27 protein-coding genes and 1 tRNA gene are annotated in these 25,250 nt (G+C 65.8%); 5 read left to right on the top strand and 23 right to left on the bottom strand.

What is annotated here, in order from left to right:
- The first annotated feature begins 61 nt into the window (after positions 1 to 61).
- On the top strand, positions 62 to 1,429 hold the full coding sequence (locus AC13C7_RS07545; protein WP_482867095.1) for a formimidoylglutamate deiminase: 1,368 nt from the start codon (positions 62 to 64) through the stop codon (positions 1,427 to 1,429).
- Positions 1,426 to 2,121 (top strand): GntR family transcriptional regulator, encoded by a 696-nt coding sequence (locus AC13C7_RS07540; RefSeq protein ID WP_482867094.1) that lies wholly within the window; start codon positions 1,426 to 1,428, stop codon positions 2,119 to 2,121. The genes AC13C7_RS07545 and AC13C7_RS07540 overlap by 4 nt, the downstream gene beginning before the upstream one ends.
- On the opposite strand, the gene comE is transcribed toward AC13C7_RS07540, so the two are convergent.
- The 23 genes from comE to iscR form a co-directional block, all read right to left on the bottom strand.
- Positions 2,118 to 2,672, bottom strand: coding sequence for a sulfopyruvate decarboxylase subunit beta (gene comE / locus AC13C7_RS07535; RefSeq protein WP_482867093.1), 555 nt, complete (start codon positions 2,670 to 2,672; stop codon positions 2,118 to 2,120). The genes AC13C7_RS07540 and comE overlap by 4 nt on opposite strands.
- A 1-nt stretch (position 2,673) precedes the next feature.
- A complete protein-coding gene (gene comD / locus AC13C7_RS07530; protein ID WP_172318953.1) occupies positions 2,674 to 3,171 on the bottom strand; it encodes a sulfopyruvate decarboxylase subunit alpha in 498 nt (165 codons plus the stop codon).
- A 21-nt stretch (positions 3,172 to 3,192) separates the two neighbouring features.
- Complete coding sequence (gene hisD / locus AC13C7_RS07525; protein ID WP_482867092.1) at positions 3,193 to 4,503, bottom strand: histidinol dehydrogenase; 1,311 nt, start codon at positions 4,501 to 4,503, stop codon at positions 3,193 to 3,195.
- A gap of 133 nt (positions 4,504 to 4,636) precedes the next feature.
- Complete coding sequence (locus AC13C7_RS07520; RefSeq protein WP_482867091.1) at positions 4,637 to 5,686, bottom strand: dihydrodipicolinate synthase family protein; 1,050 nt, start codon at positions 5,684 to 5,686, stop codon at positions 4,637 to 4,639.
- Positions 5,687 to 5,699: 13 nt separating this feature from the next.
- A complete protein-coding gene (locus AC13C7_RS07515; protein WP_446118261.1) occupies positions 5,700 to 6,344 on the bottom strand; it encodes a TetR/AcrR family transcriptional regulator in 645 nt (214 codons plus the stop codon).
- Positions 6,328 to 7,353 carry an NAD-dependent epimerase/dehydratase family protein gene (locus AC13C7_RS07510; RefSeq protein WP_482867090.1) on the bottom strand — a complete coding sequence of 342 codons (1,026 nt, stop codon included), beginning with the start codon at positions 7,351 to 7,353 and terminating at the stop codon, positions 6,328 to 6,330. The genes AC13C7_RS07515 and AC13C7_RS07510 overlap by 17 nt, the downstream gene beginning before the upstream one ends.
- Positions 7,354 to 7,365: 12 nt before the next feature.
- A complete protein-coding gene (locus AC13C7_RS07505) occupies positions 7,366 to 8,817 on the bottom strand; it encodes a mandelate racemase (RefSeq protein ID WP_482867089.1) in 1,452 nt (483 codons plus the stop codon).
- Positions 8,814 to 9,620, bottom strand: coding sequence for a sugar phosphate isomerase/epimerase family protein (locus AC13C7_RS07500; RefSeq protein ID WP_482867088.1), 807 nt, complete (start codon positions 9,618 to 9,620; stop codon positions 8,814 to 8,816). Before AC13C7_RS07500 ends, AC13C7_RS07505 begins: the two co-directional genes overlap by 4 nt.
- A gap of 26 nt (positions 9,621 to 9,646) precedes the next feature.
- Entirely contained in the window at positions 9,647 to 10,156 is a 510-nt protein-coding gene (locus tag AC13C7_RS07495; protein ID WP_446118253.1) for a tripartite tricarboxylate transporter TctB family protein, read from the bottom strand.
- Positions 10,153 to 11,196: a Gfo/Idh/MocA family protein gene (locus tag AC13C7_RS07490; RefSeq protein ID WP_482867087.1), complete on the bottom strand. Its 1,044-nt coding sequence runs from the start codon at positions 11,194 to 11,196 to the stop codon at positions 10,153 to 10,155. Before AC13C7_RS07490 ends, AC13C7_RS07495 begins: the two co-directional genes overlap by 4 nt.
- The gene (locus AC13C7_RS07485) at positions 11,193 to 12,704 is read right to left on the bottom strand and encodes a tripartite tricarboxylate transporter permease (protein WP_482867086.1); all 1,512 of its coding nucleotides are present in this window, start codon (positions 12,702 to 12,704) and stop codon (positions 11,193 to 11,195) included. Before AC13C7_RS07485 ends, AC13C7_RS07490 begins: the two co-directional genes overlap by 4 nt.
- A 106-nt stretch (positions 12,705 to 12,810) precedes the next feature.
- Positions 12,811 to 13,818, bottom strand: a complete 1,008-nt coding sequence (locus tag AC13C7_RS07480) for a Bug family tripartite tricarboxylate transporter substrate binding protein (protein WP_482867085.1) — start codon at positions 13,816 to 13,818, stop codon at positions 12,811 to 12,813.
- A gap of 112 nt (positions 13,819 to 13,930) precedes the next feature.
- Complete coding sequence (locus tag AC13C7_RS07475) at positions 13,931 to 14,521, bottom strand: LysE family translocator (protein ID WP_172318931.1); 591 nt, start codon at positions 14,519 to 14,521, stop codon at positions 13,931 to 13,933.
- 107 nt (positions 14,522 to 14,628) lie between these two features.
- A tRNA-Arg gene (locus AC13C7_RS07470) sits at positions 14,629 to 14,705 on the bottom strand.
- Positions 14,706 to 14,913: 208 nt separating this feature from the next.
- The gene (locus tag AC13C7_RS07465) at positions 14,914 to 16,134 is read right to left on the bottom strand and encodes a cysteine desulfurase (RefSeq protein WP_482867084.1); all 1,221 of its coding nucleotides are present in this window, start codon (positions 16,132 to 16,134) and stop codon (positions 14,914 to 14,916) included.
- Between the two features lie 10 nt (positions 16,135 to 16,144).
- On the bottom strand, positions 16,145 to 16,726 hold the full coding sequence (locus AC13C7_RS07460) for a YIP1 family protein (RefSeq protein ID WP_482867083.1): 582 nt from the start codon (positions 16,724 to 16,726) through the stop codon (positions 16,145 to 16,147).
- On the bottom strand, positions 16,723 to 17,235 hold the full coding sequence (locus AC13C7_RS07455; RefSeq protein WP_482867082.1) for a YIP1 family protein: 513 nt from the start codon (positions 17,233 to 17,235) through the stop codon (positions 16,723 to 16,725). Before AC13C7_RS07455 ends, AC13C7_RS07460 begins: the two co-directional genes overlap by 4 nt.
- A gap of 5 nt (positions 17,236 to 17,240) precedes the next feature.
- Complete coding sequence (gene sufD, locus AC13C7_RS07450) at positions 17,241 to 18,539, bottom strand: Fe-S cluster assembly protein SufD (RefSeq protein ID WP_482867081.1); 1,299 nt, start codon at positions 18,537 to 18,539, stop codon at positions 17,241 to 17,243.
- The gene (sufC, locus tag AC13C7_RS07445; RefSeq protein ID WP_482867080.1) at positions 18,539 to 19,294 is read right to left on the bottom strand and encodes a Fe-S cluster assembly ATPase SufC; all 756 of its coding nucleotides are present in this window, start codon (positions 19,292 to 19,294) and stop codon (positions 18,539 to 18,541) included. The genes sufD and sufC overlap by 1 nt, the downstream gene beginning before the upstream one ends.
- 56 nt (positions 19,295 to 19,350) lie before the next feature.
- Positions 19,351 to 20,244 carry an FkbM family methyltransferase gene (locus AC13C7_RS07440; RefSeq protein WP_446118233.1) on the bottom strand — a complete coding sequence of 298 codons (894 nt, stop codon included), beginning with the start codon at positions 20,242 to 20,244 and terminating at the stop codon, positions 19,351 to 19,353.
- A 97-nt stretch (positions 20,245 to 20,341) separates the two neighbouring features.
- On the bottom strand, positions 20,342 to 21,862 hold the full coding sequence (gene sufB / locus AC13C7_RS07435) for a Fe-S cluster assembly protein SufB (RefSeq protein ID WP_482867079.1): 1,521 nt from the start codon (positions 21,860 to 21,862) through the stop codon (positions 20,342 to 20,344).
- Positions 21,863 to 21,908: 46 nt separating this feature from the next.
- A complete protein-coding gene (locus AC13C7_RS07430) occupies positions 21,909 to 22,958 on the bottom strand; it encodes a cysteine desulfurase family protein (protein WP_482867078.1) in 1,050 nt (349 codons plus the stop codon).
- A gap of 148 nt (positions 22,959 to 23,106) precedes the next feature.
- Positions 23,107 to 23,568 (bottom strand): Fe-S cluster assembly transcriptional regulator IscR, encoded by a 462-nt coding sequence (gene iscR, locus AC13C7_RS07425; protein WP_172321253.1) that lies wholly within the window; start codon positions 23,566 to 23,568, stop codon positions 23,107 to 23,109.
- 189 nt (positions 23,569 to 23,757) lie between these two features.
- On the opposite strand from iscR, the gene AC13C7_RS07420 reads away from it, so the two are divergent.
- From AC13C7_RS07420 to AC13C7_RS07410, 3 genes are read left to right on the top strand one after another with little or no spacing between them, the layout of a single operon-like run.
- Positions 23,758 to 24,411, top strand: a complete 654-nt coding sequence (locus tag AC13C7_RS07420; RefSeq protein ID WP_172321254.1) for an alpha/beta hydrolase — start codon at positions 23,758 to 23,760, stop codon at positions 24,409 to 24,411.
- A gap of 10 nt (positions 24,412 to 24,421) precedes the next feature.
- Positions 24,422 to 24,646: a hypothetical protein gene (locus AC13C7_RS07415; RefSeq protein WP_172321255.1), complete on the top strand. Its 225-nt coding sequence runs from the start codon at positions 24,422 to 24,424 to the stop codon at positions 24,644 to 24,646.
- Positions 24,639 to 25,211 (top strand): HD domain-containing protein, encoded by a 573-nt coding sequence (locus AC13C7_RS07410; protein ID WP_482867077.1) that lies wholly within the window; start codon positions 24,639 to 24,641, stop codon positions 25,209 to 25,211. Before AC13C7_RS07415 ends, AC13C7_RS07410 begins: the two co-directional genes overlap by 8 nt.
- Positions 25,212 to 25,250: the final 39 nt, after the last annotated feature.

Below are 25,250 nucleotides of genomic sequence, written 5' to 3'. Positions count from 1 at the left end.
TTGTATCATGCGGTTTCCCCGTTATTATGTCTGCACATAATACGAGTCAAGGTGAGACGACATGCAGGATATCTGGGCCGAGCGCGCATTGCTGCCGGAGGGATGGGCCGAAGAGGTCCGGGTTTCAGTCGCGGAGGACGGGCGGATCGCGGGCGTCGGGATCGGGGCGGATGCGGGGGGCGCCAAGCGCACGGGCCTGCTGCTGCCCGCCCCCGTCAACGTCCATTCCCACGCTTTCCAGCGCGCCATGGCCGGGTTGACCGAACGGCGCGGCCCCGATCCGCGCGACAGTTTCTGGACCTGGCGGCAGCTCATGTTCCGCTTTCTCGACCGGCTGACGCCGGATCATGTGCAGGCCATCGCCGCCTTCGTGCAGATGGAGATGCTGGAGGCGGGCTACGCCACCAACGCCGAGTTCCATTACCTGCATCACCAGCCCGGCGGGGTGCCTTACGACGATCTGGCGGAGATGTCGAGGCGCATCGCGGCGGCGGCGGATCAGACCGGAATTGGCCTGTGCCTCTTGCCGGTGCATTACCAGTTCGGCGGCTGCGACGGGCGCGACCTGGGCCCCGGCCAGATCCGCTTTGGCAATGACCGGGAGCGGTTCGACCGGCTGCACGCGGGCGCGGTGGAGGCGCTGGCCCCCCTGCCCGCCGATACCACGCACGGCGTCGCGCCACATTCGCTGCGCGCGGTCGGGGTGGACGATCTGAAAAGCTATGGCGCGCGCTATGCCACCGGCCCCATCCATATGCACCTGGCCGAACAGATCCCCGAGGTCGAGGAGGTCGAGGCCCATTGGGGCGCGCGGCCGGTTGAATGGGCGCTGGAGCATATGGGGCTGGACGGCCGCTGGTGCCTCATTCACTGCACCCAGATGGAGCCGCAGGAGACGCAAGGGCTGGCGGAAACCGGCGCGGTTGCGGGGCTCTGTCCGATCACGGAAAGCAGCCTTGGCGATGGCATCTTCGACGGGGTGCGCTGGTTGGGTCATGGCGGGCGCATCGCCATCGGATCGGACAGCAATATCCGCATCGCATTGGCCGAGGAGCTGCGCACGTTGGATTATAGCCAACGCCTGCGCGATCACAGCCGGGCGGCGCTGGCGACGGCGGAGAAGTCCACCGGGCGGCGGCTATACGACACCATGCTGGCGGGCGGCGCGCAGGCGGCGGGGCGCGAGACCGGGGCGCTGGAAAAAGGCAGATGGGCGGATATGGTGGCGCTGGATGCAGGCTCGATCCATCTGGAGGGGCGCGCGGGCGATACCGCGCTGGACGCGTGGATATTCGCGGGCGATGACCGGCTGGTCACAGATGTCTGGGCCGCCGGGCGGCATCGGGTCAGGGACGGACAGCATGTCGCGCGCGAGGCGATCACCAAAGCCTATCGCCGCACGCTGGCCGACCTGAAGGACGCGCTATGACCGAGGCGATCCGAACCTGGCAGGGCGTGATGGAGGAGGTCCGCCGCCGCATCCACGCCCGCGACTGGCCGCCCGGCGCGCTCATTCCGAACGAGGCCGATCTGGCCGCCGAATTCGGCGTCGCGCGGGCCACCGTCAACCGCGCCCTGCGCACATTGGCCGAGGCCGGATTGCTGGATCGCCGCCGCAAGGCCGGCACCCGCGTGGCGTTGCAGCCCGTGGCCAAGGCGACGCTGGATATCCCGGTGCTGCGGCTGGAGGTCGAGGCGCGCGGCAAGAAGTATGGCTATCGGCGCCTTGCCCGCACCGAGGCCCTTCCACCCGACGACATCGCCACCGCGATGCAGACCGGGGACGCGCCGCTTTTGCATATTCGCGCGCTGCATCTGGCGGGTGACGCGCCTTACGCGTTGGAGGATCGCTGGATCAATCCCGGCGTCATTGCGGCGGCGCGGGACGAACCCTTTACCCGGATCAGCGCCAATGAATGGCTGCTGGCCAATGCGCCCTACACCCATGGCGAGATCGGGTTCTCCGCCACCAATGCGGATGCGCGGGAGGCGGCGGAATTGGGCTGCGCGACGGGCTCCGCGCTCTTCGTGCTGGACCGTCTGACCTGGGACCATGCCCGCGCCATCACCCGTGTGGCGATTTTCTACGCACCCGGCCACCGGATGCGAACCGGGCTTTAGCCGCGCACGGCCTCCATGAAGCGGTCGCGGATGCTCACCGGGTCCTTGGTGATCACCGGCACCTTGATATTGCCGCTCTCGCATTTCGCCACGATCACGGTCATCTTGGCGCTCGCAATCGCGGCCTCCAGCGTGGCTTTCACCTCTTCGGCCGCACATTCCACCACGGTCTCGCACCCGCAGGCGGTGGCGACAGCGGCCAGCGAGGTCTTGCGCCCCGCATAGGTCGGCTGATCGCCGGTCGAGCCATAGCTGCCATTGTCGATGATGAGCAGGATGAAGTTGTCGGCCACGTTATTGGCAATCGTCGGCAGGGTGCCGAAATTGGTCAGGACCGAGCCATCGCCGTCGATGGAAATCACCGTCTTCTCCTGCGCCAAGGCCAGCCCCAGCCCGATGGAGGAGGCCAGCCCCATCGTGCCGAGCATGTAGAAATTCGTCGGCTGGTCGTCGATCATGTGCAATTCCTGGCTCGGCAGGCCGATATTGCAGATCACCAGCTGGTCACGCAAGACGGGCGCGATGTCGCGCAGGATGTCGGACCGGATCATCTCAGTATCCTCCCCAGAATGTGGCATCGGTCAGGATCGCCACGGGTTTCGAGCACATGAAGGTGTATTTCAGGATCGCGTCCAACTCCTCGACATCGTCTTCCTTGTGGAAATGATAGGTCGGGATGTGAAGCTGGTTGAGCAGCGCCTTGGTATGGACGGCCATTTCCGCCTGGCAGGCCACCGGTTCACGCAGCTCACCGCGATAGGAGATCAGCATCGGCAGCGGCATCCGGTAGAATTGGGTCAGCGTCACCAGCGTGTTGATTGTGACGCCGATCGCGGTGTTCTGCATGATGATGGCGGGCCGCTTGCCGCCCATATAAGCGCCTGCACAAAGCCCCATCCCCTCGTCTTCCTTGTTGGCGGGGACATGCGCGATTTCGGGGCGGGCCTCGACCTCCTCGATCACGCCGGCCAGCTGCTTGCAGGGCACGGTGGTGACAAAGGAGATGTCATTGGCGATCAGATCGTCGACGATCCTTGTGTGGATACTCATCGGGTGTCCTTTTCAGGGCTGTCAGGCGGGGTGGGCCTTGAGGTCAAACTCTTCGCCGGGGAAGTATTTTGCAAGCCGGATATCGGCGCTGCGGGCGTGGCCCTCCATGCCTTCCAGCCGGGAAATGCGGGCGGTGGCCTCGGCGATGGGGCGGGCACCGTCGCGGGTGGCGCGCTGCCAGGTGACGATCTTCATGTATTTATGCACCGAGAGGCCGCCGGTATAGGCCGCAGCGCCCGAGGTCGGCAGCACATGGTTGGTGCCCGTGGCCTTGTCGCCGAAGGCCACCGTGGTCTCCTCGCCCAGAAAGAGCGAGCCGTAGCAGGACAGGCGATCGCGCCACCAATCCAGATCCTCGGCCTGCACGGTCAGGTGTTCGGGCGCGTAATCGTCCGAGGTCGCGGCCATTTCCTCGCGGGTGCCGCACAAGATCACCTCGCCATAATCGCGCCAGGCCGCCTCGGCGCTTTGGCGGTTCATCTCGGGCAGGTCGGCGATGAGGCCGGGGACCAGCGCCATGACCTCCTCGGCCAGCGCGCGGCTGTCGGTGACCAGCCAGACGGGCGAATTGTAGCCATGCTCGGCCTGCCCCACCAGATCGACGGCGACCATCATCGGGTCGGCCTCGGCATCGGCCAGGATCAGGCTGTCGGTCGGGCCCGCGATCATGTCGATCCCGACGCGGCCATAGAGGTGGCGCTTGGCCTCGGCGACGAACTGGTTGCCGGGACCGACGAGGATATTGGCGGGCGGCAGGCCGAAGAGGCCGAAGGCCATCGCCGCGACGCCCTGCACCCCGCCCATGGCCATGATCGTGTCGGCCCCGGCCAGATGGGTGGCATAGATGATCGCGGGCGCGATGCCCTGGCCCGCGCGCGGCGGCGAACAGGCGGTGATGTGGTTGCAGCCCGCGACCTTGGCGGTGGTCACGGTCATGATCGCGCTGGCGATATGGCTGTAACGCCCGCCCGGCACGTAGCAGCCCGCCGCCCGCACGGGGATGCTCTTCTGCCCCGCCATCAGGCCCGGCACGATCTCCATCTCGCAATCGGTCAGCGACGCCTTCTGCATCTCGGCAAAGCGGCGCACGTTATTTTGGGCAAAGCGGATATCAGCCTTCAGCTGCTCCGGCACCAGCGCACAGGCTGCCGCGATGTCCTCCTCGCTCAGCAGGATCGGCCCGTCATGGCGGTCGAACTTCGCGGCATAGTCCCGCGCGGCCCTATCACCGCCCGCCTCGATCTCGGAGAGGATCGCGCGCACGGTCTCCTGCACCTCGCCCGCATCGGTATCCGGTCTGTGTGTCGCCTGTTTCAGATAGATGCGCCCCATCACCGTCCCCTTGGCCTGATCTGGCGTTTTGGTAGGCGGTGACTCGCGTGCTTGCAAGTGATACCGGCGCGGCTTGAGTTCATTTCGGAAAATCGAAAAGCCGGTGTAAAATAAGGGAAAAACGGCGCCGGTTTCAGCCAAGCCAGCGGTCGAGATTGGCTGCCACGAAGGCATCATCCGTCAGCTCGGGATGCTCGGACAGCAGGCGGTCAAGGCGGGCCTCCTGCCCCGGCCCCATCGCCTCATCAGGATCCAGGCACCAGGTTCCCTCCAGAAGGCCCTGCCGCCGCAACACCTCATGCAGCGCGGCGATGCACCCGGCGAAATCGTTCTCTACGTCGAAGAGGACGCCGTTGGCCTCGGTGGTGAGCGCATCCATCGCCAGCCACTCCGACACGCTCCGCGCTTCCGGCCTGTCCCGGATCTCCTCCATCAGTTCCACGGCCTTGCGTGTCCAGACGCACCAGTGGCCCAGAAGACCGCCCCGGAAGCGGACCGGGACCGCACCACCGTCGCGCGGGATGCGGAATTCGGTCAGAAGGTCGGCCACGATGTGATCGTCATTGCCGGTATAGAGCGTGACCCGGTCCTCGGCGCCTGCCGCCACGACGCCATGGACGACATCGAGTGTGTGATAGCGGTTGAAGGGCGCGGCCTTGATCGCCACGACGTTCTCGATGGCCGCGAACTGTTCCCAGAAATTCCGCGACAGGCGACGCCCGCCCACGGCAGGTTGCAGGTAGAAGCCGAAAACCGGCATGGTCGCCGCGACGGCGCGGCAGTGATCGACAAGCGCGTCTTCCGCGAGGTCGTCCAGCCCCGCAAGGCCGAGCAGCACCGCGTGATAGCCAAGTGCCCGTGCGGTTTCGGCCTCGGCCACGGCCTGGTCGGTGCGCCCCATGACGCCGCCGACGAGAAACGGGCGCGATCCATGCGCCTCCGCTTCCTCGGCGGCAAGCTCCAGGACACGGGCATAGAGGCCCTGCTGGCGGATCGCGAACTGGGTCGTGTGGACGCCGACCGCCAGGCCGATCGCGCCTGCATCGAGGTAATAGCGCGACAGGGCGCGCTGCCGCCGCGCGTCCAGCACCCTCGCAGCCGTCAGGGCCAACGGATGGGCAGGGATGACGCCGCCACGGCGGAACCGGGCAAGAACGTCCTGGGGGATGTCGGAGATCAGCAAGGGCGGTCCTTTCTCACGGTCGGAGATATCCGAAGATAACGTCAATCGCCTGCCGTCGCCGATCCTCCAGCATGTCGCCATCGGATTGAAGCTTGAAGATCGCGGAAAGCGTGTAGCGGTTGGACACGGGGAAATAGCAGATCGAGGCGATGGTGATGTAGAGGTGCTGCGGGTCGACATCCGACCGGAACACCCCGCTGTCGGTGCCGCGGGCCAGAACCTCGGACAGCGCCGAGACCACGGGGCTGTTCAACTGCCGCGCAAGGTCCGGGTCGATGTGGCGCCCGCGATGCAGGTTCTCCTCGTTCAGGAGCTTGATGAATTCGGGGTTGGTCGCGACGTAGTCGAACGAGAACTCGACGAACCGCCGGATCGCGTCCAGCGGGTCGAGCCGGGCGAGATCAAGCTCCGCCTCCGCTGCGCGGATGAGGGCGTAATTGTGCTCCAGCACCGCGGTGAAAAGCGCGTCCTTGGAGCCGAAATAATGGTAGAGCATCGCCTTGTTGCAGGCCGCACGCTCGGCGATGGCCTCGATCCGCCCGCCGCCGAGGCCGCTTTCGGCGAACTCGGCCCGCGCGGCATCAAGGATCGCGGCGCGCGTGGCCTCGGCATCGCGTGTGCCGCGTTTGCGTCTGGTGGCTTCAATACGCACCGTCACGAACCTCGAAATGCGTGGGTTTCCCAAGCGAGCCCCGCCCCGCCGCGACCCAATCCGCCGTCCAGTCGATCACCTTGGCAAGCGGGACCGAGGGATAGCCGAAATGGCGCTGTTGCAGCGCGGTATCGACCAGCCAGGCCTTGTCCTGTTCGGTGCCGGAAAAAACCGGGGCCTTGTCGAAGGCCTGTCCGAACCGTTCGGCGATGCGGCGCACCGAGGCGGTTTCGGGACCGGAGAGGTTGAGGATCGTCGGCGGAGTGTCGGCAAGCGCGATCGCCCGCAGCGCCACGTCATTCGCGTCGCCTTGCCAGATCACGTTGCAATGGCCCATCTCCAGCGGGACGGGATCGCCGTTCAACACGGCCTGGGCGATGTCGTGCAGCACACCGTAGCGCATATCAAGCGCGTAGGAGAGGCGCAGGATCACCGATCTCGTGCCATCCAGCTGCGCGCGATGTTCGAACACCCGTTCACGGCCAACGCAGGAATTGGCGTATTCGCCGGGCGGGTCGACCCGCAGGCTCTCCGGCGCGCCGCCCGAGGTCACGCCGACGAAGGGATAGACGCAGGCGGTGGAATAGACGAGGAAGCGGGAGCCGCGGAATACCTCGGCCACGATGGAGGGGCAGATCACGTTCATCGCCCAGGTCAGCGCCATGTTGCCCTCGGATCCGAACTTGCGTCCGGCCAGGAAAACGGCGTTCGCGGTCTTCTCCAGCCCGTTCACGGCCTCCCGGTCCATCAGGTCGCAGGCCACGGTCTCGACCCCCCAGGAGTCCAGCCTTTCGCGCAGGCCGGATTCCGAGAACCGCGCAACCCCGATGATGCGCTTGTCGGGGGCGGCCCGCTTGGCCATGCGCGCCAGCGTCGGGCCGATCTTGCCCCCCACCCCGAGGAAGGTGATGTCCCCGTCAAGCGCCGACAACGCGTCGCAAAGCGCGGCAGAGGGGCGCGACAGCGCCTCTTCCAATGCCTCCAGGTCGGCGAACCCCTCGGGAAAATCTGACATCTGCTTCTCCTCTCAATTGGTGCGGCGTTCAAGCCGGTCGAATGTCCAGTCGCGGGGCGCGACACGCGCCTCCATATCCGGCGGCGGAAACCCCATTCCGGGGCGCTGGAGACTGCCGATAGACAGCATTCCGTCGCGGATCGCCAGCCGCCCTCCGACACGGGCGTCGGGCTGGTAGAGATCGGGATGATCCGCCAGCCCGGCCGAGACATCGCGCGGCGACAGGTGGGCCATGCCGTTGAAGAAGTGATGCGCGTTGCGTTCGACATGGGGAATGCCGAGAGCCGCGACCACCGCAAGATCGGCGTTCAGCCCCGCGACCGGAAGCACGCTCAGATCCTCGGCCGACTGGAACAGGGACACGCCGCGCAGATTGCCGTGATACCTGGCCAGCATCGCGTTCATGACCGAGCGCAGGATCCCCTTGCAGTTCTTGTGGCTCACGCCGCGATACCCCAGGTCGATGGCACGGCGGAAGGCGTCGGGCGCGTCGTCGCTTTCGTCGATCAGAAGCGGCAGGCCGATCGCGTCCAATGCGCGTGGGTCCAGATGCCCCAACAGGGCCGCGCCCCGTTCGACCGGCTGCTCCACGAACAGGATCGCGCGGCGAAGCGCCTCCAGGTCGGGATCGCGCCGCACCGCCTCCATGAAGCCGGCAAAGGCATCGACCGAGGCGAATTGCTCGTTGCCGTCCAGCGTCAGGCGGATGGTGTTGTCGGTGCGGCCCATCAGCGACGCGATGCGGCGCAGGCGGGCCAGGTCGGCATCGGTGTCGCCCGCGATCTTCACCTTGAGATAGCGAATGCCGTCTTGCAGGTAATCGGCCAGCGTTTCCGGCAGCCCGTCGTTCAACCGCTTGTCGCGCGGCAGATCGGCGTCGTCGATCGGGTCGAGCATGCCCACCGTGTGCCGCACCGCCACCCGGTCGCGCGGCGGCGAGCCAAGCGCCGCGCCCGGGTCCATATCGGCCAGTTCGGGGAAGACGTCACCGGGGGCAAGGCCGGTGGTGCCACCCTTCAGCAACTGGTGGACGGTAAGCCCCAATGCCCGACCAACCCCGTCGATCATCGCGCGTTCGACCATCGACGTGCCATAGCCCGCCATCAGCGCGTTATGCCCCTGCCCCTCCGCGGCGCCGCGCATCTCGGCGTCGAGCCGTTGCCAGAGCGTGAAGATGTCGCCCTCGGGGAATGTCTCCGCGCGCGACACCGCGTCTTGCAGGATCGACAGCAGGTCGGCGACATTCTGGGCCGCCGATTTCTCGGGGCGTTTGTCGAACCACTTGTAGGCCAGGATCTCCGAGGCGTAGCCGGTGATCTTGCGGCCATCCACGGTCAACTCCAGCGCCAGGGTCGCGGCAACGGCGGCCTCGATGGTGACGGACCCGAACCGGAACGGCATCCGGGCAAACACGTCGTCGAGGCCGATCCGCGCGCCTCCGATCCGAACCCGCGCCGCGCTCATGGTCCACCTCCGACAGCTTCCCTCAGCCCACGCATATACCCTGCCGCGATGGACGCCGCCGCAAGGCCCGATGGCTCGTAAACGAAGGGCTCGGCGCTCACGTAGCCGCTGTAACCCGATCGCGCCAGCACCTGCATGACCGGGCCAAAGCGCATCTCTCCCTGTCCCGGCGCGCGGCGGTTCGGGTCGTTGACATGGACATGGCCGATGCGGCCCGAGGGAAGCCATTCCTCCAGCACCTCATGCGCGGGCCGATCCTCGCTATCTGCCGCCGCGCAGGTGTCGAGCATGGTCATCAGGCCGGATGCCTCGATCTCGTCGATGAAGGACGCGCAGTCCGCGACCGAGTTGAGGAAAGGCGTCAGCGTCGGCGAAAGCGGCTCGATGCAATAGCGGAGGTTCGCGGCCGCTGCGGCGCGTCCGGCCCGCGCAAGGCAGGCGGCGGCAGCGCGGCGTGCCGTGGCCCCATCGGGGGCATCCGCGGGGTTGCGGGCATCGGGCGAGCCATGCACCAGCATCTCGCCGCCCAGATCGGCGCAGAGCTCGACCATGGCCTCCATATGGGCCCCGGCCACCTCGGCGCGCGCCGGATCGGTGATCGACATGCCCACGGGCACATTCATCAGCCAGTGCAGACCCGCAACCTCAAGCCCTGCATCCGCCGCCATGTTGCGCACTTCGCGCCGCCGCGCGGCAGGCAGACGCGCGGGATCGTCCGACAGCGTGAAGGGCGCGATCTCGACCGCGTCGAAGCCCAGATCCGCGATGATCCGGCATTGTTCGGCGAACTCGAACTCTCTCAAGACCTCATTGCAAAGCGCAAGACGTATCATCCGGGCAACCTCACCAGAAAAATCTCCTCGAATATCAGTTGGATGCCGAAGGCCGCCGCCAGCGCCAGCGCCGCCGCCCCGGCCAGAAGCGCCGGAACCGACAGGGCCCGGTCGGGGTTGGCAAGCTCGGTCGCCACGACAAATGCGAAGATGAAGGCCGCGGTTGCCGGCACGAAGGGCAGTGAACCGAACAACAGCATCCCGTAGAGCAGCGCCAGCGAGATCGTCAGGGCCGTCCGCAGCACCGCGCCCCTGTCCCAGGCGTGGATGGTGATGCCGCTGCCGGTCCCGCCGCCCCGGATCGCGCGCAGGGTCAGCGTCAGCCCAAAGATGAGGAGTGCTGCCGAGATCAGCCCCGGCGTGACCCCCGGCGCGGTGTTCGGATCGATCCCGCGCGCCTCGAAGCGTGGCATCCGAAGCGACTCGACCAGGCCCGCCATGCCCAGGATAACGACGAAGACGCCTGCAATGAGATCGACCCGAGCGGGGGCGTTTCGCGCGGTCATTTTGCGGCCTCCAGGTCCGGGGCGACGGGGGTGAGGGGGCGTGCCGTCCGGGCAAGAGACACGGCAATGGCATCGGTCACACCCGCAAGCGCGACCGCCCCTTCGGCAAGGTCGCATAGCGGCGGTGCGCCCTTGTCCAGCGCCTCAAGAAACGCCGCGAAGACAGAGCTCAGCAGGGACATGGTGGTCAGGTCGGGGACGTCTTCGGTCGTCAGCGGACCGGGAACGGGATGCCAGCCGCCTGGTTGCAAGGCATAGCGCGCCGGGGCATGGGTCAACCTGTTGCGGTTGTAGTCGAGATGCAGGATGCCGCCATCGCCGCAGAGCAAAAGCTCCTTCCGCGTCATCGCGCCCGGCACGACGCTGTCGGCCGTAAGGCCGCCGCGCAGGAGGCCGAGCCGCAATTCCCCCCGCACCCCGCTTGCATGCCGCGTGTCGATGCGGATGTCATCCGCCACCGGGCCACCCAGATGGGCGGTAGCGCAGGCATCGACCCCGACGATCGGGCTTCGCGCAAGATGGCGCATGAGATCGAGGAAATGCACCCCGTCATTCTGGATCAGGGAACTGTCCGCGCGCATCCGTTTCCAGCCCGAGAAATCACCGCACATCGCCACCAGCCGCCCGATCGCGCCCTCGGTCAGAAGGTCGCGGGCGCGCAGGGTCAGCGGATGGGCGCGCAGGATCATGTTGACCTGAACCGGAATGGCCCCGGCCAGATCGGCCAGCCGCGCGGCCTCGGCGCGGGTGCGGGTCGCGGGTTTCTCCAGCAGCACGGGCAGACCCGCGCGCAAGGCCATCGCGGCCTCATCCGCGTGGCTGTGCGGGGGTGAAACGATATCGACGAGATCGGCATCCTGCAGGGCCTCGGACATGGTGCCAAAGACATGGGTTGCGGCAATCCCGTCGGCAACCGCCCGGTCACGCGCCCCGGCATCAGGATCGGCAACGCGTAGCGCGACCCCAGGCAGCCTGGACCAGGCCGCGGCGTGCAGCGCGCCGAACGCCCCGTAGCCGACGATGAGGATCCGGCGCGTCATGACATGCCTCCGACCCGCGCCCGGATCCAGCCGTAGATGCGGCGCGTCGGCAACAGCCCCGCCAGCAGGATCAGCACGACCAGCAACGCCAGGACCGCCGAGATCGGGCGCGTCAGGAACGGCATCAGGTCGCCCTGCGTCAGCGTCAGGCTGCGGCGCAGGTTGGCGTCGAGGATCGGGCCGAGCACGACGCCCAGAACCATCGGTGCCACCGGGAACCCGGTCTCGCGCATCAAGAACCCGATCAGGCCGAAAACCACCATGAGCTGAACCTCGAACATCCGGTTCGAGATCGCGAAGGCGCCCACCACGCAGAGCGTGAATATCACGCCAAGCAGCCATTCGCGGCGGACCTTCAGGATCAAGAGCAAGGGCCGCGTGAGCAGAAGGCCGAGCACCAGGATGCCGACGCTGGCCCAGAACACCATCGCCACGATGGAATAGAAGAAATCGGGCTGTTGATACATGATCAGCGGGCCCGGTCGGATGCCGTGGATGATCATCGCGGCCAGTAGCACCGCCGCCGGGGCCGAGCCCGGAATGGCCAGGGTCAGGACCGGGATGAGCGCGCCGGGCACGGCTGCCGAATTTCCTGTTTCGGCCGCAAGCAATCCCTCGACCGAGCCCTTGCCATACTCCTCGGGCTTGCGGCTCAGCCGTTTGGCCGCGGCATAGGAGACCCACGATCCCATATCCTCGCCGACGCCGGGCACCACGCCCATGAACGTGCCGATCAGTCCCGAACGCAGCCAGGTGATGCTGTGCCGGAAGGCCTGCAGGCTGGATTTCAGAACCCCGCTTGCATTGTTCGCAACGCGCTGGCCCGCCGCGCCCCGCATCACCGAGAAGACCTCGGCGCAGCCAAAGGCCCCGACGAGGATCGGCAGAAGGCCGAGCCCGCCCGCAAGGTTGGGATCGCCATAGGAAAACCGGGCATAGGCGTGGATGCTCTCTTGCCCGACCATGGCGATGAGGAGGCCGAAAAAGCCGGATATCCAGCCCTTGAGCCCGTCCTCCATCGCCGTGAGCTGACCGCACAGAACGATACCGAACACGGAGAGCCAGAAGAACTCGAAGGAGCCGAAATCGAGCGCGAATTCGGCCAGCCAGGGCGCGAGAACGGCCAGCGCCAGCATCCCCACGGCGGTGCCGAGGAACGAGCCCGTGGTCGCCACGGCCATGGCGCGACCGGCATGGCCGCTGCGCGCCAGTGGAAAGCCCTCCAGCGATGTCGCCGCGTTGGCGGGCGTTCCGGGAATGTTGAGCAGGATGGCCGAGCGGCTGCCGCCATAAATCGCGCCGACATACATGCAGATGAGGATCAGGATCGCCTGGTCGGGTTCCATCGACAGCGTCAGAGTGGTCATCAGCGCAACGCCGAGCGTGGCCGTCAGACCGGGGATCATGCCCACGACAATACCCAGAAGGCAGGCCCAGAAGACCGTGAGAATCCGGGGCGATGCGCCGATCTCGGCGACCGCGCCAAGCATGTGAGAAAGGTTTTCCATCAGCCTTCGGGGCAGGTTGGGGGCGGCGTTGCCCGTGGCAGTGCGTCATTCAGGGATGTCTGCGACGGTCCGGCCCGGACGCATCGGTCCGGGCCGGGGGATCGTCTTATTCGTCAGGCCGCGGGATGCCGAACTCGGACGGATCGTTCGGGCCCGCGCCACTGTCGAATTGCTGCCAGGCATTGATCTGCAGGAAGGGCATCGCCGCCGCCTGCGCCGCCTCGCCATGCGAGGGGTTGAACAGCGCCGCGCGTTCCGAGGCATAGGCCCGCATCCGCTCGCTTTCGGGGATGACCGTCGCCCAGACCTCGTCCATGGTCGCGATCACCTCCGCAGGGGCATCGGCGGGCAGGAACAAGCCGAAATAATTCGGGGCCACGGCGACATCGGGCAGCCAGTCGGTGATTGGCGGCACGCTGCCAAAGCCTTCCAGTTCCAGCGCGGTATCGGCCACGACGGCCAGCGGGCGAAGGCGACCGGCGCGGATCATGTCGACCTGTTCGACGGCGGTCTGTGCCGTCATCTGGGTCTCGCCAGCCACGGTCGAGGTGACGGCGGGCGCGCCGCCTTCATAAGTGATCTGCTGGTAGTTGATGCCGCCCGCCGCGGTGTCGATCGCGTCGAGGCTGATCGCGCCCGCCGAGGTCAGGCCCGCGGACGATGCCGTGATCGCGACATCCGTGGTTTGCAACGCCTCGAGCAACTCGCCGAAATCCTGGTAGGGCGAATCCGCCGGGACGGATACCAGCGACGGGTTCGCCACGTGCAGGTAGAGCTGCCAGTCGGCAATGGGAACGTCGAGCATGTCCATGACCGGATAGGCCCCCAGATCCGCCGCGGCCCCCGCCGCGAACATCATGCCGTCATGCGGTGCCTCCCAGACCGACCGCGTACCGACCGAGCCGGACGCGCCGGGCTGGTTCACGACCACGAAGGTCTGGCCGATCGCCTCGGTCAGAACCTCGGCCACGACTCGCGTGACACTGTCGGTGGATCCCCCCGCCGACCATGGCACCACGATGGTGACCGGCTCGGATGGCTGCCAGTCCTGGGCCATCGCCGTGCCGGCCAGGCTTGCCGCCAATACGGCCCCTATCGCCAAACTCTTGTGCATTGTCTTCACCTCCTCCGTTGTTAAACAACCTTTCGGTTAATTATTGAGCGAGACCCGCGCGACCTGTCAAGTCTCCTTGTCGGGCGATGCCGCCTCCGGCGATTGGCGACGGTCAGAGAAGGTCGAGCAGCGCCAGGGCCACGACGGCCAGCATGGCGCAGGCCATCGTGACCCGGAGGATGCGGTTGGCCGTATCCGACAGATCCAGCCGATGCAGGACGACCCCCATCCACAACCACAGAAGATGCACCGGCAGCCAGATCAGATTGATGATGAGGAGCTTGACCGCCACCTCCGCGGCAATGCTGGCGGGAAGAAACGCGAAGCCGCTGAAAAGCGCGGTGCTGACCACATAGACCTTGGGATTGAGCACTTGCAGCAAGATGCCATCGAGGGCGCCCGGCCTGCGTAGCCGCGCCGCGAAGCCGAATCGACTGCCCGACAGGGCGATGCGGGCGGCGAGAAATACGAGGTAGCCGAGCGACAGGAACAGCAAGACCGAATGCGTCACGGGATTGGCCAGCAGGACCGCCGCGAGACTGCTGGCGACGGCCAGCGAAACCAGGGTCGATCCGACGAAGAGCCCGGCCACATAGCGCAGACCCGCACGAAACCCGAAGCCGGCCCCGACAGCCGCCGCGGACAGGACGCCCGGTCCCGGCGTGATCATGAGAAAGAAGGCGGCCGCTGCGAATGTAAGCATCGCGCTGCGTAGCACGGTCGCCGGTGCCGCGCCATCTGGTTGCGGCCCGGACCGCGACCCGCACCCGTGGAGCGGGAACAGGGGATACCGGCCAAGTCATTGATAAATGGCGGACCCTAGAGGATTCGAACCTCTGGCCTCTGCCTTCGGAGGGCAGCGCTCTATCCAGCTGAGCTAAGGGTCCATGCAGGCGCGGGTATACAAAGCCCTCTGCCGCCTCGCAATGCCAAAAACACGCATGCATCCGGCCCCAACTTCTTTGTTCTTCAAATATCCAAATCTCGCAAGATGCCCCGGGGCGGGCGGTACGCCCTTGAACGCGCCTGCCACGCCCGGGGCGCCCGCCAGGGCGGCCCGCGCGGGTCGGCGCCCGGAGGGCGGCGAAACCGGCGTCAGGCAAAGAGGTCGTGGCAGAGCTCCAGCGCATCGACCAGTGCATCGACCTCGTCGACCGTGTTATACATGCCGAAACTGGCGCGGCAGGTGGCGGTGACGCCGAGGTGGCTCATCAGGGGTTGGGCGCAATGGTGGCCCGCGCGCACCGCGACGCCCTTCTTGTCCAGCACGGTCGAGATGTCATGCGCATGCGCCGCCCCCTCCAGCGTGAAGGAAAAGATCGCGCCCTTTCCCGCCGATTGCCCCTGCACGTTCAGCCAGTTGAGCCCCGCCAGCCGGTCACGCGCATAATCGCGCAAGCCCTGTTCATGCGCGGCGATGTTCTCCATGCCCACGCCCATCATGTAATCGAGCGCCGCGCCAAGCCCGATCTGCTGCACGATTCCGGGGGTTCCGGCCTCGAATTTCATCGGCGGGTCATTGTAGCTGACAGCCTCGCGCGTGACCTCGCGGATCATGTCGCCGCCGCCCAGGAAGGGGCGCATCTCGGCCATGCGCGCGGCCTTGATGTGGATCGCACCCGAGGCAGACGGACCGTAGAGCTTGTGGCCGGTGATGGCGTAGAAATCTGCCCCGATAGCATCGACATCGACCGGCATGTGTACCGCAGCCTGGGAGCCGTCGACCAGCACCGGCACGCCCTTTCCCTGCGCGCCCCGGACCACCGATTTCACATCCACCACGGTGCCAAGCACGTTGGACATATGTGTGATCGCGATGAGCTTCGTCTTCGGCGTGATCGCGGCCAGCACCGCGTCGGGGTCCAGGTCGCCACCCGCATCGGTCTCGACCCAGACCAGCTTGACCCCCTGTCGCTCGCGCAGGAAATGCCAGGGCACGATATTGGCGTGGTGTTCGGCGACGGAGAGGATGATCTCGTCACCTGGCCCCATCCGGGGCGCGGCCCATCCGTAAGCCACGAGGTTGATGCCCTCTGTGGTGCCGGAGGTGAAGACGATCTCATCCTCATTGGCCACGTTCAGGAACCGCGCGATGGTGCCGCGCACGGCCTCGTATTTCTCGGTCGCGAGGTTGCTGAGGTAATGCAACCCCCGGTGGACGTTGGAATATTCCTCGGCGTAGCCGCGCGTCACGGCGTCGATCACGGCCCTTGGTTTCTGCGCCGAGGCGCCATTGTCCAGATAGACCAGCGGCCGCCCGTTCACCTGCCGCGACAGGATCGGGAAATCGGCGCGGATTTTGTCGATGTCATACATGGGGGAAACCTTACCCGACCCGGATGCCCAGGACGCCAAGCAGGATGTTGAAGACGAAGGCCAGCGCCATCAGGCTGAGCGCGATGCCCAGGAAGACGCGGCCGATGGAGGTGAAGCCGTGCAGGGCCTGGATGAACTGCGCCAGCAGCCAGAAGAACAGCGCCAGCGCGAAGAGGGTGATCACGTCCGCCACGGGCGGCACGATCATGAGCACGACAAGCTGGACCAGGCTGACCAGCAGAAGGATGAATTGCAGCCAGACGACCAACGCCAGCGCGCCCGCGAAATCGCCGGTGCCGCCAAAGCGTTGCCCGACCTGCGTGATCATCACCGTCAGGACGATGCCGATGATCCCCTCGACAATCGTGAAGCTGATCGCGGTGGAACTGGTCATCGCGGCCTCGGGGTCGGGATAGACCTCGAAGACAATGATCTTGAGGATCGCCGACAGCACCAGTTGCAGCAAGAAGAACTGCCACAGCACCGGCATCGGCAGGCGCAGCCCGAGGATGAAGGCGGCGCCGCCCTTGGGATCGCTGATGGTCTGCCGTGCAAGACGCAGCAGGACGACAGGGTTGAGCAGCCCGTTCATGATGCGGCCCCGGCGGGCGCGGCTTCCGCCTCGATCAGGCAGGCCGACCAGATCACCACGAAGGCCAGCGCGACGGCGGCCTCGATCGCGAAGACGGGTGTGGCGTCATTGGCCAGCGTGACCAGCGCCCGGACGAGGAAGAGCGGCGAGACGGTCAGAACCGTCCAGAAAAGCGCCAGCCGCGCGGCAAAGCCGGTGCCCTGCCCGCCCACCACGCGGGCCAGAATGTGGCTGAGCATCGCCAGACCGTAGAGCAGCAGCGGGGCCACGAAGAGCCAGCCGAAAAACGCGATGCCAAGCCGCGCCTCAAGCGGTGCGTCGCCGACCAGATCAGCCTCGACCGAGATCAGCGTCGGAACATGGCTGATCGCGATGATCAGGCAACCGAGCATGACATAGACCAGGCCCCGCGCCTCGGGCCGGTCATCGCGCAGCGACGACGCCATCAGGCCCCGCATAACGCGACGCGGGTGCCTGTATGTGCGCAGGATCTGGGCGGTGACAGCCACGTCGATTACCCCCGGTGTCGGTCCAGCCAGGCTTGCAGCCGGGTCAGAATATCGGCGCGCAGGCTCTCGTCCTCGATCTCGTCGATGGCCTCGGCCAGGAAGGCCAGCACCAGAAGGTCGGTCGCCTCATCCTCGGGCACCCCGCGCGAGCGCAGGTAGAACAGCGCCTCCTCGTCGATCGCGCCAGTGGTGGAGCCGTGGCTGCATTGCACGTCATCGGCGTAGATCTCCAGTTCCGGCTTGGCCTGGAAGCTGGCATTGTCATCCAGCAGCAGCGCCTGGCTCAGCTGGTAGCCATCGGTGCGCTGCGCGTCCTTCTTGACCAGGATCTTGCCCTGGAACACGCCCTCGGCGCCGTTGCGCACGACCTTCTTGAAGACCTGCCGGCTTTCGCAATCGGTCGCGTCATGGGTGACGAACACGGTGTCGTCATGATGAAACGGCGCGTCCTTGCCATCGCCAAGCGCCGCGCCCGCGATATGGGCAATGGCCTCGTTGCCGGTAAACTCCACCACCTGTTCGTTGCGCGTCAGCACACCGTTCACCGTCATGGTGAAGCTCTTGTAGCTGGAGCGTGCGCCAAGCCGGGCGAACATATGCGTGGCGGCGCGGCGTTCATGGTCGCGGCCTTGCAGGCGGATATGGTGGAACCGGGCATCATCGGCGACCTCGACCTCCATCACCTTGGAAAAGCGCGCCGCGGCGGGTCCGTTTTCGAGGATCGTGACCTCCGCCCCCGGCTCAACCTTCACCAGATGGTGGAGGATCGCATCGGAAACCTCTGATTTATGGAGATAAGTCAGGTTGATCGGCTTGGAGGGCCTGCCGGTCACGCGGATCACGACACCATCCTGCGCCAGCGCGGTATTGAGCGCGGCATGGGCGCGGGTCACCGGGCTCTGGCCACGGGTTTCCAGCTCGCCATAGGCGTCCCTCGCCCAATGGATGTCGCGTGCCTGCGCGTCTGACAGACGTTCGATCTCGACGCCTTCCAGGGCCAGGTCGTCGCTGGCCTCGGCATCGAAAACACCATCGACAAAGACGATGCGCAGCCGGTCAATCTCCGAGAACGGCGCGCTTTCATCGGTGACGAAGCATTGCGCGCGCGGCGGCTCGGGCAGGTTCAGCGTGGTGGGATCGGTGAATTTCCAATACTCGTCGCGCTTGCCGGGAAGGCCGCCCATGGCGCGCAGCCGCGACAGCGCATCCTCGCGCGCCTCACGCGCCCAAGCCGCACCTTCGGGCATCGCATGGGCCGCAAGCCGCGCCTCAAGCGGGTCTTGTTTCTGGGCCGGATGTGCCATTACGCCACCTCCGCCAGGATATCCGCATAGCCGTTTTCCTCGACCTCGAGCGCCAGCTCCGGGCCACCCGATTTCACGATCTTGCCGTCCGACATGATATGCACGACATCGGGTTTGATATGGTTCAGAAGCCGTTGATAATGCGTGATAACCAGGAAGCCCCGGCCCTCGCTGCGCAGCGCGTTCACGCCATCGGCGACCAGCTTCATCGCGTCCACATCGAGGCCGGAATCGGTCTCGTCGAGGATGCACATGGCCGGCTCCAGCATCGCCATCTGCAAGATCTCGTTGCGCTTCTTCTCGCCGCCCGAGAAGCCCACATTCACGGGCCGTTTCAGCATCTCGGCGTCGATCTTCAATTCCTTCGCCTTGGCGCGAATCTCCTTGAGGAACTCGGTCGCCGACATCTCGGCCTCGCCCCGCGCCTTGCGCTGCGCGTTCACGGCGGTGCGCAGGAAGGTCATGTTGCCGACGCCGGGGATCTCGACCGGGTACTGGAACGCCAGGAAAAGACCCGCCGCGGCGCGCTCCTCGGGCTCCATCTCCAGCAGGTCTTCGCCCTTCAGCGCGACCGAGCCGTCGGTCACGACATAGCCGTCGCGACCGGACAGGACATAGGACAGCGTCGATTTGCCGGACCCGTTCGGCCCCATGATCGCATGCACCTTGCCGGCCTCGACCGTCAGGTCGACACCCTTCAGAATGGCTTTATCCTCTTCTTCAAGAGAGACGTGCAGGTTATTGATCTCAAGCATTTTTTCTTTCCTCTTACGAGCGTGTATTTGCCGGGGGGCAGCGCGGGGATCCCGCGTCAGGCCTCCTCTTTCGATTTCGATCTCTGGTGATGGCGGAAATGCGCGATGTACTCTTCGGGCAGGTCCGCCGGGGCCGCGCCGCGCGCGATCAGGTGGTCGATGCAGGAAAGCGCCAGGTCGGGGCTTTCAAAGACACTGTCGGCAGCCAGCGCCAGGAAGATCAATTGATCGTCCGACAGCGCAATGCCCAGGTCGCAATCGCGGATATAGACCGCGTCGCCATCCAGAAGCTGGCTGGTCAGGCGCGAGCGGACCACCGCGTCCTCATGCTCATGCGGCATCATCACCGATTTGGTGAACAGGAACTTGTGCAGCTTGAAGCCCTGCGCGCGCAGTTCAAGGTCGAGGTCGCCAAAGAGGGGCTCATCGGTATACATGCGATGGAACCGGACCTCGGTGACGACGGCGACCGCCTCGCTGAGCTTGGAGATCCCGCCGCGCAGCACCTCCAGCTCGGCCCCCTGCAGGTCCATCTTCAGAAGGTCCAGCGGCGGCAACTCGGCCAGCGTGTCCAGCGTCACCGGGTTGAGCGGCACCTGGGTGATCTTGTCGTTGATCCAGCCCTCCTTGCCGATGGAGCGCAAGGCGGCGGCATCCAGCGGAAAGAGCGAGGTGAACCCCGGCGCGGGATGGACATGCAGGATGCGCGCGCCCGGCAGGCCGACCGCCTCGCAGAAATAGGTCTCATGCGCCGATTTCGCGGCGTCGAGCTTGGCGAATTGCTCGGGGCTCGGCTCGAACCCGTAGATATGGGCCAAGCCGTCATCAAGAAGCCCCTGGTAGGGCGGCTCGGAAAGCGGGCTGGCGCCCACATCGCAAATCGCCATGTCGCGCGAAGGGGCCAGCGCCCCGGTCAGCACCGCGCGGCGTTTGTTGTTGAACTCACCCATTCAGCCTTGCCCCTTGCCCAAATCGCTGCCGCCCGAGGGGTGCGAAAAATCTTCCCTAAAGATTTTTCCACCCCCAAGAGTTCTCACGAAAACTCTTCTACCCGACCGAGCCTTCCAACGAGATTGCCACCAGTTGCTGCGCCTCCATGGCAAACTCCATCGGCAGCGCCTGCAACACCTCCTTGCAGAAGCCGTTGACGACAAGCGCCACCGCCTCCTCCTCGTCCATGCCGCGCTGGCGGCAATAGAACAGCTGGTCGTCATCGACCTTGGAGGTCGTGGCCTCATGCTCGACCCGGGCCGAGTTGTTCTTGACCTCGATGTAGGGAACCGTATGCGCGCCGCAGTCGCCGCCAATCAGCAGGCTGTCGCATTGCGTATAGTTGCGCGCATCCTTGGCCTTGGGGTGCATCGAGACGAGCCCGCGATAGGTGTTCTGCGCATGACCGGCCGAGATCCCCTTGGAGACAATGCGGGATTTCGTGTTCTTGCCCAGATGCACCATCTTGGTGCCGGTATCGGCCTGCTGGTAATTGTTCGTGATGGCGATGGAATAGAACTCGCCCTGGCTGCCATCCCCGCGCAGGATGCAGGAGGGGTACTTCCAGGTCAGCGCGCTGCCCGTCTCCACCTGCGTCCACATCACCTTGGAGCGGTCGCCCCGGCAATCGGCGCGCTTGGTGACGAAGTTGTAAATGCCTCCGACGCCGTTCTCATCGCCCGGATACCAGTTCTGCACCGTCGAATACTTGATCTCGGCATCCTCCAGCGTCACCAGCTCGACCACGGCGGCGTGCAGCTGGTTGGTATCGCGCGACGGCGCGGTGCAGCCTTCGAGATAGCTGACATAGGAGCCCTTGTCGGCGATGATCAGCGTGCGCTCGAACTGGCCGGTATTCTCCGCGTTGATGCGGAAATAGGTGCTGAGCTCCATCGGGCAGCGCACGCCGGGCGGCACATAGACGAAGGAGCCATCCGAGAACACCGCGCTGTTCAGCGTGGCATAGAAATTATCGGTGATCGGCACGACCGAGCCGAGGTATTTCTTGACCAGGTCCGGATGATCGCGGATCGCGTCCGAGATCGAGCAGAAGATCACACCTGCCTCGGCCAGCTCCTTCTGGAAGGTGGTCCCGACGCTGACAGAATCGAACACTGCATCGACGGCCACCTTGCGACCCTCGGCGGGCGCGGCCTCGGCCCCTTCGACACCGGCCAGGATCATCTGCTCCTTCAGCGGAATACCCAGTTTCTCATAGGTCGCCAGCAGCTTCGGGTCGACCTCGTCCAGACTCTTGGGTTTCACGGCCATGCTCTTGGGCTTGGCGTAATAATACTGGTCCTGGAAATCCACCTTGGGATAATGCAGCATGGACCATTCCGGCTCGTCCATCAGCTTCCAGCGCTTGAACGCCTGCAGGCGCCAGTCGGTCATCCATTCGGGCTCGCCGTTCTTTTCCGAGATCAGGCGCACGATGCCCTCGTTCACGCCCTTGGGCGCGTAATCCATCTCGATCTCGGTTTCCCAGCCGTATTTGTACTTGCCGCCCATCGCCTGGACGGTTTCCACGGTCTCCCGGTCGACGCCTTCGCGCACTTCGGTTTCGGCTATGGCCATGTCTCGGCTCCCTCATGTCGGTCCGGCGGGTGTGCCGGCGTGGGTCTCAGGCGGCACGCGCCCGGTGTTTCTTTCGGGCAGCGGTCCAGGCGTCGGCAAAACGCAAGACCTCTTCCCGTGTCGTCGCGGGGCCGATCGAGATGCGGATGGCGCTGCCCGCCTGCCGCTCATCGAACCCCATCGCGCGCAGGACGGTGCTGGCTTTCACCTTGCCGCTGGAACAGGCCGAGCCCGCCGAAATGGCAAAGCCCGCCAGGTCCATCTGCATCACCTGCGTCTCGCCTTTCCATCCCGGCGTGATCAGGCAGGTGGTGTTGGGCAACCGTCGTGCGTCTTTCCCGACCAAAATAGTCTCTTTTCCGCCGAGGTCCAGAGCCATTTCTAGAATATTTCTAAGTTCGGCAACCTGATCCCAGAGACCGGCATCCAGATCTTGTGTGGCCGCCTGTGCCGCAGCCCCAAATCCTGCAATCCCGATCAGGTTCTCGGTGCCGGATCGCCGCCCCATCTCCTGGCCGCCACCCTTGATCCGGGCCGCAACATCCAGGCCCCGCTTCAAGACAAGCGCCCCGATTCCCTTCGGTCCGCCGATCTTGTGGGCCGAGATCAGCGCCATCTCGACCCCCGACCAATCGAATGCCACGGGCATTTTGCCGAAGGCTTGCGTCATGTCCGACAGCGCGAGGCCCCCGGGCAGGCCCTGCACGATCCCGGTCTCGGAATTGGCCAGTTGCAGCACCGATCGGGCCGGGTCGCTCACTGCAACCGCGCCATCCCCATCGACCGCCAGATCCTCCGCGACCCAGGCCCGCACGGCGTCATGCTCGACGCTTGATCCCGACAGACCCCGCCCCGCCAGCGCCAGCGCCGCGCCTTCCGTGGCCCCCGAGACGAACACGATATCGCTGGCCTGCGCGCCCATGGCCTCGGCCACCTGCGCCCGCGCCCGCTCGATCAGCGCCTTGGCCGCGCGCCCCTCGGCATGGACCGAGGACGGGTTGCCCACGACATCCATCGCCGCCGCCATGGCCACACGCGCCTCCGCCCGCAAGGGCGCCGTCGCGTTCCAGTCCAGATACACCCGTCCGCCCGTCATTTCCGCCCCAGTTTCATTTTGCCAGAAATACCTCCGCCGGAGGCTCCGACATCCGCCACGCGCACAGGCGTCGATCCCAACGGGCTCACCTCTCCACACGCACCAGAAACGTCTTGCCGCGTCAGCGGCGCCGCTGGATCACGCGCCCTCACTCCTCGTCCACCACCTGCAGGATCGAGGGGACGGCGGGGCATGGCATCAGGTCGTTCTGCACCACATCCGACAGCCGCGCCTGGTGCAGGAAGACATAGACCTGCGCCGACAGCCCCTCCCACAGCCGGTTGGTCATGCTCTGCGCCCGGCTGCCCGACGCCCCGCCCGAGGCCCCTGCCCCGGTATGCAGCGCGCTCACTGTCTCATCCACGGCGGCCAGCACATCCGCCGCGCGGATCTCGGTCGCGGGGCGCGCCAACCTGTAGCCGCCGCCGGGCCCGCGCACGGACTCGACCAGTTCCGCCCGGCGCAGCTTGACGAAAAGCTGCTCCAGGTAGGGCAGCGAAATATCCTGCCGTTTCGAGATGTCCGACAGCGAGGACAGCGCGCCGTCCGGCTGCAGGGCCAAATCGACCAGCGCCACCATCGCGTAGCGGCCCTTGGTGCTCAGTTTCATCGGAAATCTCCCACCCCGTCCCGTCCGGATCGCCCGAAAGATTGACCTTTGCGGACAGGCGGCTTAACTGCGATCAACGCCGGTTGTTTTCGACCGGACAGATATTGGAACCATTCTAGATAGCGCGCCCCGGCCCGTCAATCGGCCCCGGCGCGCCGATCGGATACATGATCAGAGGTTGGATCAAGGATGCCCGAGGTTATCTTCCCAGGACCGGAAGGCCGGCTGGAAGGCCGCTACCACCCGCAAAAAGCCAAGGACGCGCCGATTGCCATCATCCTGCACCCGCATCCGCAGTTTGGCGGGACGATGAACAACCGCGTGGTCTACAACCTGCATTACGCGTTCCACAACATGGGCTTTACCGTTCTGCGCTTCAATTTCCGCGGTGTCGGGCGCAGCCAGGGCGAATATGACCAGGGTATCGGCGAGCTGTCCGATGCGGCCTCCGCGCTGGATTACCTGCAATCGATGAACCAGAACTCCAAGCATTGCTGGGTCGCGGGGTTTTCCTTCGGGGCCTGGATCGGGATGCAGCTTCTGATGCGCCGCCCCGAGATCACCGGCTTCATCTCGGTCAGCCCCCCCGCCAACATGTATGATTTCAGCTTCCTCGCGCCCTGCCCCTCCTCGGGCCTGATCATCAACGGCTCGGCCGACCGGGTCGCCAAACCGCAGGACACGCGCATCCTCGTCGACAAGCTGCACGAACAGAAGGGCATCACCATCACCCATGAGGAGATGGAGGGCGCCGGCCATTTCTTCGAGGATCCGCATATGGACCCGATGATCGGCAGCGTTCAGGATTATGTCCGCCGCCGCCTGACCGAAACCACACGCTGAGGCCGCGGGAATGGATTTCGTAACCCAACTGGCCGACGAGTTGGCCAAGGACGCGCTGAAGGCCGAACGTGAACTGGACGATGACCGGCTGATTGACCAGCTCTCCAACACGCTCAAGGCCTCCTCGATGACCTTGCAGGAGGCGTTCATGACCTCCGTGCGCATCCGCCGCTCCGAGATCGCGGGCCGCAAATGGCTGGAGGCCCGGATCGCCAAAGCCAAATCCGGTGACTGACCTCGACGCACAGGTCGCGTTCCTCTTGGAGGCCGACCGGCTGAAATCGGTCAATCGCGCCTCCTACATCACTGACCGGTCGCGCCACGAGAACAGCGCCGAACATAGCTGGCATATCGCGCTTTTCGCCATGGTGCTGGAGGGCGAGGCCCCCGAAGGCGTCGATATTTCGCGGGTCATCCGGATGCTGATCCTGCACGATCTGGTCGAGATCGACGCGGGCGATGCGCCCATTCACGGGGCGGTCGATGTCGCGGCGATGACCGCAAGGGAAGAGGCCGCCGCCACCCGCCTCTTCGGGATGCTTCCACCTGCACAAGGCGCGGCGTTCCGCGCGCTCTGGGAGGAGTTCGAGGCCGCCCGCACACCTGACGCCCGCTTCGCCAAGGCCCTGGACCGGTTTCAGCCCCCGGTGCTGAACCTCGCCACGGATGGCGGCAGCTGGCCCGATTTCGACGTGACCGAAGACATGATCACCGCCCGCGTGGCCCCCGCCATCCAGCGCGGCGCACCCGCCCTTTGGCAGTGGCTGGCCCCCAGGATACGCGCCTGGTTCAGGTCCTGACCGACGCCCGGTGTCGCGTGCGCCGGGAAGACGCCCGCG

This window comes from Alterinioella sp. B-7 (assembly GCF_056857775.1).
Note: the sequence above shows the minus strand (reverse complement) of the source record. Positions and strands in the feature narration are given on the sequence as shown.

What these genes read in the sequence shown, in the direction of transcription:
- AC13C7_RS07545 (WP_482867095.1), top strand. Translation starts at nt 62, where the DNA reads ATGCAGGATATCTGGGCCGAGCGCGCATTGCTGCCGGAGGGATGGGCC.
- AC13C7_RS07540 (WP_482867094.1), top strand. Translation starts at nt 1,426, where the DNA reads ATGACCGAGGCGATCCGAACCTGGCAGGGCGTGATGGAGGAGGTCCGC.
- comE (WP_482867093.1), bottom strand. Translation starts at nt 2,672, where the DNA reads ATGATCCGGTCCGACATCCTGCGCGACATCGCGCCCGTCTTGCGTGAC.
- comD (WP_172318953.1), bottom strand. Translation starts at nt 3,171, where the DNA reads ATGAGTATCCACACAAGGATCGTCGACGATCTGATCGCCAATGACATC.
- hisD (WP_482867092.1), bottom strand. Translation starts at nt 4,503, where the DNA reads ATGGGGCGCATCTATCTGAAACAGGCGACACACAGACCGGATACCGAT.
- AC13C7_RS07510 (WP_482867090.1), bottom strand. Translation starts at nt 7,353, where the DNA reads ATGTCAGATTTTCCCGAGGGGTTCGCCGACCTGGAGGCATTGGAAGAG.
- AC13C7_RS07505 (WP_482867089.1), bottom strand. Translation starts at nt 8,817, where the DNA reads ATGAGCGCGGCGCGGGTTCGGATCGGAGGCGCGCGGATCGGCCTCGAC.
- AC13C7_RS07495 (WP_446118253.1), bottom strand. Translation starts at nt 10,156, where the DNA reads ATGACCGCGCGAAACGCCCCCGCTCGGGTCGATCTCATTGCAGGCGTC.
- AC13C7_RS07490 (WP_482867087.1), bottom strand. Translation starts at nt 11,196, where the DNA reads ATGACGCGCCGGATCCTCATCGTCGGCTACGGGGCGTTCGGCGCGCTG.
- AC13C7_RS07485 (WP_482867086.1), bottom strand. Translation starts at nt 12,704, where the DNA reads ATGGAAAACCTTTCTCACATGCTTGGCGCGGTCGCCGAGATCGGCGCA.
- AC13C7_RS07480 (WP_482867085.1), bottom strand. Translation starts at nt 13,818, where the DNA reads ATGCACAAGAGTTTGGCGATAGGGGCCGTATTGGCGGCAAGCCTGGCC.
- AC13C7_RS07475 (WP_172318931.1), bottom strand. Translation starts at nt 14,521, where the DNA reads ATGCTTACATTCGCAGCGGCCGCCTTCTTTCTCATGATCACGCCGGGA.
- AC13C7_RS07465 (WP_482867084.1), bottom strand. Translation starts at nt 16,134, where the DNA reads ATGTATGACATCGACAAAATCCGCGCCGATTTCCCGATCCTGTCGCGG.
- AC13C7_RS07460 (WP_482867083.1), bottom strand. Translation starts at nt 16,726, where the DNA reads ATGAACGGGCTGCTCAACCCTGTCGTCCTGCTGCGTCTTGCACGGCAG.
- sufD (WP_482867081.1), bottom strand. Translation starts at nt 18,539, where the DNA reads ATGGCACATCCGGCCCAGAAACAAGACCCGCTTGAGGCGCGGCTTGCG.
- sufC (WP_482867080.1), bottom strand. Translation starts at nt 19,294, where the DNA reads ATGCTTGAGATCAATAACCTGCACGTCTCTCTTGAAGAAGAGGATAAA.
- AC13C7_RS07440 (WP_446118233.1), bottom strand. Translation starts at nt 20,244, where the DNA reads ATGGGTGAGTTCAACAACAAACGCCGCGCGGTGCTGACCGGGGCGCTG.
- sufB (WP_482867079.1), bottom strand. Translation starts at nt 21,862, where the DNA reads ATGGCCATAGCCGAAACCGAAGTGCGCGAAGGCGTCGACCGGGAGACC.
- AC13C7_RS07430 (WP_482867078.1), bottom strand. Translation starts at nt 22,958, where the DNA reads ATGACGGGCGGACGGGTGTATCTGGACTGGAACGCGACGGCGCCCTTG.
- iscR (WP_172321253.1), bottom strand. Translation starts at nt 23,568, where the DNA reads ATGAAACTGAGCACCAAGGGCCGCTACGCGATGGTGGCGCTGGTCGAT.
- AC13C7_RS07420 (WP_172321254.1), top strand. Translation starts at nt 23,758, where the DNA reads ATGCCCGAGGTTATCTTCCCAGGACCGGAAGGCCGGCTGGAAGGCCGC.
- AC13C7_RS07415 (WP_172321255.1), top strand. Translation starts at nt 24,422, where the DNA reads ATGGATTTCGTAACCCAACTGGCCGACGAGTTGGCCAAGGACGCGCTG.